Here is a 10,244-nt window from a genome sequence, read left to right on the forward strand (position 1 = left end):
GATTGGACCTCAGCCGTTTGTCGGCTTCGGCGTGATTTGCGTTTCCGCGTCTTTGGCCTTGGTCGCGTCCGGAAGTTCTCCGGTCCACTCCCAGGCCTGCGTTCCGGGCGGGTTTTCGTACCAGCCGGGATCTGAGTAATCGTCTGCCGAGATCCCCTCGCGGACCTTGACGACCGAGAACATGCCCCCCATTTCGATCGGACCATGCGGTCCCCAGCCGGTCATCATCGGAACGGTGTTCTCGGGGATGGGCATTTCCATTTCGCCCATGTCGGCCATGCCCTTGGTGCCCATGGGCATGTATTCCGGCTGCAGCTTCCTGATCTTCTCGGCGACCTTCGATTTGTCCGCGCCGATGAAGGTTGGAATGTCGTGACCCATGGCGTTCATCGTGTGGTGCGATTTGTGGCAGTGGATCGCCCAGTCGCCGAGATACTTTGCGTCGAACTCGTAGGCACGCATCGCGCCGACGGGGATGTCGATGCTCACCTCCGGCCACCGCGCTTCCGGCCGCACCCAGCCGCCGTCGGTGCAGGTCACTTCGAAATCGTAGCCATGCATGTGGACCGGATGGTTGGTCATCGTCAGGTTGCCGACGCGGACGCGTACCCGGTCATTCCTGGACACGACAAGAGGGCTGATGTCCGGGAACACGCGGCTGTTCCAGCACCACATGTTGAAGTCGGTCATCTCCATGATCCGCGGCACGTAGGAGCCGGGGTCGATGTCGTAGGCGTTGAGCAGGAAGACGAAGTCCCGGTCGACGCGCATGAACTTGGGATCTTTCGGATGGATCACGAAGAAACCCATCATGCCCATGGCCATCTGCACCATCTCATCGGAATGCGGGTGGTACATGAAGGTGCCGGATTTCACGAGGTCGAACTCGTAGACGTAGGTCTTGCCGACTGGAATATGCGGCTGCGTCAGGCCGCCGACGCCGTCCATGCCCGACGGCAGGATCATGCCGTGCCAGTGGATCGTCGTGTGCTCGGGCAGCTTGTTGGTGACGAAGATGCGGACGCGATCTCCCTCGACAGCCTCGATCGTCGGTCCCGGTGACTGTCCGTTGTAGCCCCACAGATAGGCGGTCATGCCGTCTGCCATCTCGCGTTCGACCGGTTCGGCGACGAGGTGGAATTCCTTGACGCCATTGTTCATCCTGTGCGGCAGGGTCCAGCCGTTCAGGGTGACGACCGGCTGGTATTCAGGGCCGGAGGTAGGGAGGAGCGGCGGCTGCATGTCAGCCGATTCCATCGTCGGGGCCTCGGGCAGACCCATTGCCGATGTCTTCGTCCAGGCGGCTGTGGTGAGGAGAGCAGCGCTGGCGCCAAAAAGTTGTCGTCTGTTGAACATGGTGTGTCCTTTCTCAATGACCGCCGCCAGCGCTGCTTTCGGAAGCAGCGGCGACCTCGGTCTCTGCCGCCGCCTTCGTGGCGCCGCCGCCGTAGATCGCAGGCGCCAGATCGGCTTCGGCCAGCCAGAAATCTCGCTTCGCGTTGACGGAAAGCAGGGTGGAGTTGATCTTGTCGCGGGTGTCCGTCAGCAGCTCGAAGGTGTTCGAGATCATGCCGTTGTAGGTCAGCAGGGATTCCTCCTCGACCCTGGTGCGCAGCGGCACGACGTTGTTGCGGTAGTGCCGCGCGATATCGTAGTGCGAGCGGTAAGCCTCGTAGGCGGAGCGTGCTTCCGAGCGGACGTTGACGGCTTTTTCAGCCAAAAGGTTCGCCGCCCGCATGTAGGCCAGCTCGGACTTGCGCATCCGGGCCTTGCCGGTGTCGAAGATCGGGATGGCGAACTCAAGCTCGACTTGCGCAGTGGTCCTCGTTTTCGTCTCGTCGTCCTCGATTTCGCGTTCCGTTTCGAAACCGGTCAGGATCTCGAGGTCGCTGACATAGCGCGTCGCCTCGGTGAGGCCGTAGGATCTGGCCGTGGCCTCAAGGTCGAGCTTAGCGATCTGCAGGTCGATGCGGTTCCTAAGGGCTTCGGCCTCGATGGTGTCGCGTCTGACGACGGATTTGGGGAGCGGCGGCAGGTTGTTCGGGACCCGGTAGTCCAGATCGGAGCCCCAGAGACCCATCAGCCGCGTCAACTCCTCCTTGGCAAGACGGGCCGCCAGCCGGGCCTTCGCCGTTTCTCCGGCGAGTTCGGCGACAAAGACATGTTCACGGGCCTGGGCGCCCTTGGCCATCGCGCCTGTCTCGCCGAGTTTCTCGGCGAGTTCCGAGGCTGCGTCGGCAGCCGCCTGGGCGTGCTGGAGCTGCCCGACATTCTCCCATGACGCGACCGCGCTAATCCAGGCGCGCCTGGTATCAGCGGCGACCTGAAGCGTCTTCACCGCCGCGATCAATTGCGCCTGGCGGAAGCGGGTGTCGGCGATCGCCACCTCCCGGTTCCTCGTCGCGAGCGCCAGGATGTTCGTCGTGATCATCCCTTCGATCGTTTTGAACGCCCCCAGCTCCGGCGTCCCCATGCCTGTCGTGCCGATGGAGACGGTCGGATTGATGAACATTGTCGACTGCCAGGCGTCGGCGGCGCTGTCGCCCAGATCGGCATAGGCGGCCTGGAGGCCCTTGTTGTTGAGCAGCGCGATCTGGACGGCCGTCTCGACGTCGAGAGGCTTCGTTCGAGCAAGCAGGCCTTTAACCTGCGCGGCCGCCGATCGGGCCTGGTTCTGGTTTTGGATCCAGACGGTCTCTTTCGCCGTGACCGTAGCGGTTTTGTTGGCAACGGAGGTGAAGCCCGCCTCATTGCGGGAATAGTCGGCGCCTGTAACGCAGCCGCTCAACGCGAGCGGGAATGCCAGCGCCGCGATCAGTCTTGTGGTGCCGATCATGAGCCATCTCCATTCATAGGAGACTGCAGATCGTTCTGTCTGCGCCAGGGTTTGGGATCGACCGGCTGGCGGGCGACGTAGCCTGTGATCGGCGACCTGTATGCCGGCGGAAGCGCGGACGGCTGAATGACCGCGGTGGGAAATGCCAGCACGTCGGGAGGAAGCGTGGATGCGCAGCCACCGGCAACAAGCGGCAGCCCCACCACGAAAAGCGAGGGTTTCATTTTGAAATATCCGAATAGGAGATAGCCTACGGCGCGCTCGCCCAGAAACAGGCAAGCGTCCGACTAGACCCGATCAAGCGGGTGCGTCTCTATTCAGATATTCGGGGGACGGTTGAGGGTCGGCAGTTCGCCAAGGGTCGTCCGGTCGTCGATGAACTGCCGGATCGAGGTTACGACAGGTCCGCCGACGTCCTGGCCTTCACAAATAATGCCGAGCCCGCCACAGAAATCCTTGCAGCACTCTTGCTTGACGGGCTTCGATACGCCATCGGCGTCACCGCTGGCCTCGCCTTGGGAGTGGTCATGTACAGCCATCTTCGTCATGTCATGGCCATCGTGATGCTGCATGGCATCGGTTTCTGACACGGCCGCTGCCATTTCGGGGAACGAGGAGCCATGCATGGCGGCGCTGGCGTTCGACAGCGAGTACCCCGCCAGTGATACGATAATCACCAGCCGCATCATCACGAGCAGCCTGCTCATTGCGATTCGGTACATCTTGCCCATGCCCCTCGAACTACATGCAAAGCAGCTCGATTTCAATTGCAACTCACCTGTCGTCAATGTTCGAGTCCTTTATGTGGCACGAACATCATCCCGTTCACGATTCCTGTGTTCGCCGCCAAGACCGGCCGCTATGTCGTGCTGACGCTGGCCACTCTAGAAATTCTCGGATGACTGCTTCCGGCGCGAGAACACCATGCGGTCGACTGTCTCGTCACGGGCGACCAGCGTGTGCCAGGCCGCTGCGGCGAGGTGCAGCGCGACCATCGCCAAGATAATCTTCGACCCGATCACGTGATACGGCGCGATGGCGAACGAGAGATAGCTCGCGACGAACCCCATGCAGGCCTGTCCGATGATTGCGGCGTAGAAGCCGTAGTGAAGCGCCTTCGCGGCTCGCCCGGCCCATAAATTCGGCCCGCTGGTTTCGGGCGGTTGAAGGAGACGAAGAACTAGCCGCACGCCCATCAGCAGGCCGATCACCATTCCTGCATAGTTGTGAAGCTGGTGCTGGACGACGTCCCAATAGGACGGTGTGAGACCCATGTGGACGGCGTGGTGGGTTCTCTCGATGCTGCCGCCGGTCAGATACTGAACCGGCACCATGAAGGCGACGAGCCAGTGGAGTCCTATCTGGGCGAGCGAGTAGCCACTCTTCATCGATCCTCTCCGAGCGAGAGGCGCAGACTAACCGGCGACAGTTAATGCTTTCTCATCGCTCGGTTGCAAGAAGATCTACGTGCTGCAGATCAACCGCCGATTGGAAGCTGGGAATGCGCCCGCCGCCTGACGGGCGCGCATCCGCCCTCTTGCTGCCCAGATAAAGACGGATATCCGGTCACGGCATCGGATATCCGTGCAGCATCATGGTCACCAAATCCAGACGGCTTCGTCGATGAGATTAACAGCTGACACCAGCAAATTCGGACTGTTTGCCTTCATGGCGGCGGTCCTGATGACGGCGGCCATGGTTTCCGCCGAGGAGGACATCGTCGCGATTCGGCAGGCGGACATGAAAGCCATGGCCGCAGCGGCAAAGACGATCTCCGGCATGTTCAAGGATTCGACGACCTACAAGGCCAGCGAGTTCCAATGGGCGGCCGACACCATCCGCGACAAGTCTGGAGGCGTTCTCTCTGCACATTTCGCGTCCGCGACCGATAGTCGGCAGTCGAAGGCCGGACCGAACATTCTTAATGAGCGCGACCGGTTCGACCGCATCGCCAACGACCTGCGCGACTACGCCGTCGCGCTGGATGCCGCCGCGCAAAAGAACCCCGGGCCGATGACTGCCAGCATGCGCATGAAGCCCGGAGAGGCTATGGGTGGTGGTCCTTTCGGCACTCACGTCCGCAACGAGCACGAGCTATCGGCGATGCCGGCGGAACACACGTTCCACCTCATGCTGCAGACCTGCGCGACCTGCCACAGCCGGTTCAGGATGGAATGACGGCGGCCACTCGCGGGACGCGTCTACGTGCAACACGCCCGAATACTGATTGAGGACAGATCGGCTTCCCGGCAGCGGTCGATCCCTAGTCGTAGTGACTCGACAAAGAAAAGCCCGCGCCGACGCGCGAGCCTAATTCATATCAGAGCAGCTTTAGTGGCTGTTCTTGTGGCTTTGTTGACCAGCCTTTACATGCTGTTCTTGGCTGCCGCCGCGGGTTCCGCTGGACTGCGCGTCGCGGCCGGCTGAGGCGTCGCGGGCATCGGAGTCGTTCTTGTGACTCTGCTGCCCAGCCTTGACGTGCTGTTCATGGGATCCACCTTGGTTTGCCATGCGGTTCTCCTTGGTTGTTGAACGAAGCCACGTCGCCTCAATGGGAAAACCTCGCTCCGGCGCATGCGTTCCGCATTTTAATATTTCGTGATCTCCGCTCGAAAACAACAGGATGAGGAAGCGAACCGGGCGGGTAGGGAGCTCGCCTGCCACTGCGTTGGCCACCGGGAGAAAGCGGAAAACCCCCGATGTTCTCCAGCATCGCCGCGTCCGCTTGGCGCGGCCCGCAACCTCGATCAAAAAATACGCATGTCGACGAAAAGGTTCCAGGAAAACAACCGCATCCATCCATGCCGGAAGCCGCTATGCGGCTTACGGGCTCTTTCCAAATCGACGGGTCGCTCTAGCTTAAAGGGTACCTGACGAAAAGGAGAAAACCATGACCGACGCACCGAATACGGCGACCCCGGCGCGGAGAGTGTTGCGTGGCCGCCCCTATAGCATCGGCGAATTTGCCAGGAAATATCGGCTCGACGACAAGGAGGCAAAGCGCCTCTACGAGAAGTTCGGCCCGTCCGCCACCGAACTCGACCTGTTGATGGCGGCAAAGCGGCGCCCACCGGGCCTGCCGACCAATCTCGACGCCTGACGGGCGCCATGGGGATCCGAACCGGAAGCTGCCTTTGCGGGGCGGTCGCCTACAGGGTGGAAGGCGAGCCGCTTCGCACCGGCCTCTGCCACTGCGCCGATTGCCGCAAATCGAGCGGCTCCGCCTTCGTCTTCTTCGCGGTCTGGCCGCGTCAGGCTTTCTCCCACAGCGGCGAGATCGCCACATTCGCCGGCCGCAGCTTTTGCCCCGTCTGCGGCGGCAGGCTTTTCTGCCTCCGGGAAGATGAGGCGGAACTCCGCCTGGGGTCCCTAGACACTCCACCGACCGACCTTGCGCCTAGCTATGAGGTCTGGATCAAGCGGCGTGAACCATGGCTGCATCCCTTGCACGGCGCGGCCCAATTTGCCGAGGATGCGAACTGACCGGCGCTAAAGCGCGTCGCGATCGAGCTTGCCGCGCTTTAGATCTTTGATTTTCCGCATGTCGTGATCGCAAAACCGCTGCACAGTTTTGCGCGACATGCTCAGTCGCACCGAAACTTGACTTTCCTTACCAATATTTCATTTCACCCATCTGCAATTCCGTGCCAGTTCGGCGGCAGTGCTAATCGCCGGTTCATCTGCGTTGTGATTATTTCGCCGCAGAGGCCGCAAGCGGCCACTGACTGATTGAGGACGACATGAACAAAATCGTAAGCGGCAGCGAAACCGGAGCAAAGACAGGCGCAGCGTCCAATCTCGCCGCAGTCCTTGCGGCTTCGGGACGGCAGGGCAAGCGCAGCCGCTGGCGCGGACGCCTGATCATCCTGCTGATCCTCATCGCTGCTGCCGCAGTCGCCGCTTATTTCTACATGGGTCGTGGGCAAAGCGAATTGAGCTATGACACCCAGCCAGCAAAACGCGGCGACCTGACGGTGCTGGTCACTGCCACCGGCTCCGTGCAGCCGACCGAGCAGGTGGATATATCGAGCGAGCTTTCCGGCACGGTTCGCGACGTCAATGTCGATTACAACAGCACGGTCAAATCAGGCGAAGTGCTCGCTCTCCTCGATACCAACAAGCTCGAGGCGGATGTGAAGAGTTCGCGCGCCAAGCTCAATTCGGCCAAGGCGAACGTCGTCAAGGCCAATGCCGATATGCAATCGGCAGGCACATCGCTCGAGCGGTTGAAGAGCCTGGTCAGGAGTAACGTCTCGACCCAGCAGAGCCTCGACGACGCCAGCTACAAATATGATTCCGCCGTCGCCGCCAAACAGATCAATGAGGCCGAGGTCCTCGCCTCGGAGGCCGACCTGCAGCTCGCCGAAGTCAATCTCGCCAAGGCGAAGATCATATCGCCGATCGACGGCGTCATCCTCACCCGTTCCGTCAATCCGGGCGCCACGGTCGCAGCCTCGCTTTCGGCGCCGATCCTTTTCACCATCGCCGGCGACCTGAAGAAGATGGAGCTGCAGGTCGATGTCGACGAGGCCGATGTCGGCCAGATCGCCGTCGGCCAGAAGGCGAAATTCACAGTCGATGCCTATCCCGACCGGTCCTTTCCCGCCGAGATCGAGCAGATCCGCTTCGCTTCCGAGGTGGTCAACAATGTCGTGACCTATAAGGCGGTTCTATCCGTCGACAATGCCGATCTGCTGCTGCGCCCCGGCATGACGGCGACGGCCGACGTCACCGTCGAGGCCGTCAAGGATACGCTGATGGTGCCGAACGCCGCGCTGCGTTACGCCCCGGCGCAGGCCGAAAGGCGCGGCCGCGGCATTTTCGGCATCTTCGGCCCGCCACGCCAGCGCAACAACAATGCCGGCCCGGCGCTGAAGGGCGCTGAGCGCCGTGTCTGGGTGCTGCGCAACGGTCGCCCGGCGCCTGTTGTCATCCAGGTCGGCTCATCCGACGGCCAGTTCACCCAGGTCGTCTCCGGCGACATCAAGGAAAACGACGCACTGGTGACCGACGCCACGACGCGTGCGAACTAGGCGGAGAGACGGATGGCAAGCCCGCCGCTCATCGAATTCAGACAGGTCTCGAAAATCTACGGCGAGGGCGAGGCGGCGATCCGCGCGCTCGACCACGTCGACCTTGCGATCAACGCCCATGAATTCGTCGCGATCATGGGGCCGTCTGGCTCCGGCAAGTCGACGGCGATGAATATTCTCGGCTGCCTCGACGTGCCGAGCGCCGGCGACTACATTTTCGAAGGCATTCCGACCAGCGGCTTCGACCGCAGCCAGCTGACGCTGCTGCGCCGCCACATGCTCGGCTTCGTCTTCCAGGGCTTCAACCTCCTGTCGCGCACCTCGGCCGTCGAAAATGTCGAGCTGCCGCTGATCTATCGCGGCATGGCGGTGCGCGAGCGGCGCGAGCGGGCCCGCGAAGCCCTGGCGCTGGTCGGCCTCACCGGGCGCGAACATCACAAAACACAGGAACTGTCAGGCGGCCAGCAGCAGCGCGTCGCTATCGCCCGCGCCATCGTTACCGAGCCGGCGCTGCTCCTCGCCGATGAGCCCACCGGCAATCTCGACACCAAGACCAGCGTCGAGATCATGGATCTGATGACGCGGCTGAACCGCGAGCAGGGCATCACCATCGTCATGGTCACCCATGAGCCCGATATCGCCGCCTATGCCCAGCGGCTGCTGCGTTTCGTCGACGGCAAGCTGGAGACTGAAGTCGAGCACCGGAGGAGGGCGGATCATGTTCTTTGAGACGCTGAAGCTGGCGCTGCGGGCCATCAGCCGCAACATGCTGCGCTCGTTCCTGACCGTGCTTGGTGTCGTCATCGGCGTTGCCGCTGTGATCGCGCTGGTGACGATCGGCAACGGCACGACTGCACAGGTCTCGACCGAGCTGTCGCGGCTCGGCACCAACATGCTGTTCGTCCGCCCCGGCCAGTTCGGCCCCGGCCGGGCGAGCTCCGAGGCCAAGCGCTTCAGCGTCAAGGACGTCGCGGCTATCCGCGACCAGATCGGCGGCCTCAGGGCCGTGGCACCGCTCAACCAGTCCACAGCGACCGTGATTTTCGGCGGCCAGAACCATTCGACCAGTGTCTCCGGCACCACGAATGACTATTTCATCGCACAGGACTGGAATCTGGCGCTCGGCCGCAATTTCCTGCCGGCCGAGGAACGCGGCCAGGCGCGCTGCATCATCGGCGAGACGGTGCGCTCGCAGCTCTTCGGCAGCGCCGACCCCACAGGCCAGCAGATCCGCGTCGGCAAGGTCTCATGCCCCGTCATCGGCGTGCTTGCCAAGCGTGGTCAGTCCGGCATGGGCAACGACCAGGACGATGTCGTCATCATGCCGGTCAAGGTGTTTCAGCGGCGCATCAGCGGCAACAGCAACGTGCCGCAGATCATCATCTCGGCGCGCGACGGCGTCTCCACAGCCAAGGTGCAGTCCGATGTCGAAAATCTCCTGCGCGAGCGCCGCAAGATCGTGCCCGGCCGCCAGGACGATTTCAACGTCAACGACATGACCCAGATCGCCGAAGCGATGACCGGCACGACGACGCTGCTGACCGGCCTGCTCGGCGCCGTCGCTGCGATCAGCCTGCTCGTCGGCGGCATCGGCATCATGAACATAATGCTGGTCTCCGTCACCGAGCGCACCCGCGAGATCGGCATCCGCCTGGCGATCGGCGCGCTGGAAAGCCAGGTGCTCACCCAGTTCCTGGTCGAAGCGGTGGCACTGTCGCTGTTCGGCGGCATCACCGGAATCGTGCTAGGCTTGAGCCTCGGCTTCGGCGCTGTAACGCTCCTGAAAGTGCCCTTCGTCTTCAGCCCCCTGATGGTCGCCGTCGCCTTCCTGTTCTCCGCGGCGATCGGCATGATCTTCGGCTATTTCCCGGCGAGAAGGGCAGCGCAGTTGAACCCCATCGAGGCGCTGCGACACGAATAAATGCGCCGTGGCAAAACGCTTGATGTCCCTCTACTCCTGTTAATCGAACGCAAGCGCTATCGGAGGCTGGCATCATGCCGCTCAACAGACTGGTGATCTACGCTGGGAATGTCGAGGAAACGGCGCGCTTTTATGAGAAGCACTTTGGTTTCAAGGCGACCAGCCTGCCTGGCGACAGGATCATTGAACTCATCGCCCAGGACGGCGGTGCGAACATTATGTTGCACCGGGCCGCCAAGGGGCAGCGGAGCGGTCAATCCATCGTCAAGCTGGTCTTCGACGTAGAGGATGTCGAGGCCTTTTGCAGGCGATGCGCGGAGAATGGGCTGGAGTTCGGTCCTATCCATAAAGCTGACGGTTATTTGTTCGCCAATGCAAAAGACCCGTGTCAAAATTCGATCTCGGATTCCAGCCGGGCGTTCCGCAAGCGGTGATCTGCCGGCCTGATGAAGCA

General features: G+C 62.0%; 13 protein-coding genes. 7 read left to right on the forward strand and 6 right to left on the reverse strand.

Going from position 1 to position 10,244, the window contains the following annotated elements; translation table 11 throughout:
• Positions 1–9: 9 nt before the first annotated feature.
• The 5 genes from U5G49_RS09555 to U5G49_RS09575 form a co-directional block, all read right to left on the reverse strand.
• On the reverse strand, positions 10–1,356 hold the full coding sequence (locus tag U5G49_RS09555; RefSeq protein ID WP_130716373.1) for a multicopper oxidase family protein: 1,347 nt from the start codon (positions 1,354–1,356) through the stop codon (positions 10–12).
• 13 nt (positions 1,357–1,369) lie between these two features.
• The gene (locus U5G49_RS09560; protein ID WP_193442189.1) at positions 1,370–2,836 is read right to left on the reverse strand and encodes a TolC family protein; all 1,467 of its coding nucleotides are present in this window, start codon (positions 2,834–2,836) and stop codon (positions 1,370–1,372) included.
• Positions 2,833–3,060 (reverse strand): hypothetical protein, encoded by a 228-nt coding sequence (locus U5G49_RS09565; RefSeq protein ID WP_193442191.1) that lies wholly within the window; start codon positions 3,058–3,060, stop codon positions 2,833–2,835. The genes U5G49_RS09560 and U5G49_RS09565 overlap by 4 nt, the downstream gene beginning before the upstream one ends.
• A 93-nt stretch (positions 3,061–3,153) precedes the next feature.
• Positions 3,154–3,567 (reverse strand): hypothetical protein, encoded by a 414-nt coding sequence (locus U5G49_RS09570; protein ID WP_018445387.1) that lies wholly within the window; start codon positions 3,565–3,567, stop codon positions 3,154–3,156.
• 153 nt (positions 3,568–3,720) lie between these two features.
• Positions 3,721–4,224, reverse strand: a complete 504-nt coding sequence (locus U5G49_RS09575) for a cytochrome b (protein WP_183620416.1) — start codon at positions 4,222–4,224, stop codon at positions 3,721–3,723.
• 235 nt (positions 4,225–4,459) lie between these two features.
• Here U5G49_RS09575 and U5G49_RS09580 point away from each other — a divergent pair, with 235 nt between their 5' ends.
• Positions 4,460–5,014 carry a cytochrome c gene (locus U5G49_RS09580; protein ID WP_131703133.1) on the forward strand — a complete coding sequence of 185 codons (555 nt, stop codon included), beginning with the start codon at positions 4,460–4,462 and terminating at the stop codon, positions 5,012–5,014.
• Positions 5,015–5,167: 153 nt separating this feature from the next.
• Here the strand turns inward: U5G49_RS09580 and U5G49_RS09585 are convergent, their stop codons facing one another.
• Positions 5,168–5,347: a hypothetical protein gene (locus tag U5G49_RS09585; RefSeq protein WP_027684747.1), complete on the reverse strand. Its 180-nt coding sequence runs from the start codon at positions 5,345–5,347 to the stop codon at positions 5,168–5,170.
• Positions 5,348–5,726: 379 nt separating this feature from the next.
• On the opposite strand from U5G49_RS09585, the gene U5G49_RS09590 reads away from it, so the two are divergent.
• The 6 genes from U5G49_RS09590 to U5G49_RS09615 all read left to right on the forward strand — a co-directional run bounded on the left by U5G49_RS09590 (position 5,727) and on the right by U5G49_RS09615 (position 10,224).
• Positions 5,727–5,936: a hypothetical protein gene (locus U5G49_RS09590; protein ID WP_018241980.1), complete on the forward strand. Its 210-nt coding sequence runs from the start codon at positions 5,727–5,729 to the stop codon at positions 5,934–5,936.
• An 8-nt stretch (positions 5,937–5,944) separates the two neighbouring features.
• Positions 5,945–6,319 (forward strand): GFA family protein, encoded by a 375-nt coding sequence (locus tag U5G49_RS09595; protein WP_131703134.1) that lies wholly within the window; start codon positions 5,945–5,947, stop codon positions 6,317–6,319.
• Positions 6,320–6,576: 257 nt separating this feature from the next.
• Entirely contained in the window at positions 6,577–7,869 is a 1,293-nt protein-coding gene (locus tag U5G49_RS09600; RefSeq protein WP_115157545.1) for an efflux RND transporter periplasmic adaptor subunit, read from the forward strand.
• Positions 7,870–7,881: 12 nt separating this feature from the next.
• Entirely contained in the window at positions 7,882–8,598 is a 717-nt protein-coding gene (locus U5G49_RS09605) for an ABC transporter ATP-binding protein (RefSeq protein ID WP_003539566.1), read from the forward strand.
• Positions 8,588–9,790: an ABC transporter permease gene (locus U5G49_RS09610; RefSeq protein WP_018241984.1), complete on the forward strand. Its 1,203-nt coding sequence runs from the start codon at positions 8,588–8,590 to the stop codon at positions 9,788–9,790. Before U5G49_RS09605 ends, U5G49_RS09610 begins: the two co-directional genes overlap by 11 nt.
• A 74-nt stretch (positions 9,791–9,864) precedes the next feature.
• Complete coding sequence (locus U5G49_RS09615; protein ID WP_193442194.1) at positions 9,865–10,224, forward strand: VOC family protein; 360 nt, start codon at positions 9,865–9,867, stop codon at positions 10,222–10,224.
• Positions 10,225–10,244: the final 20 nt, after the last annotated feature.

The organism is Rhizobium indigoferae (assembly GCF_034554815.1).
Taxonomy (GTDB): domain Bacteria; phylum Pseudomonadota; class Alphaproteobacteria; order Rhizobiales; family Rhizobiaceae; genus Rhizobium; species Rhizobium leguminosarum.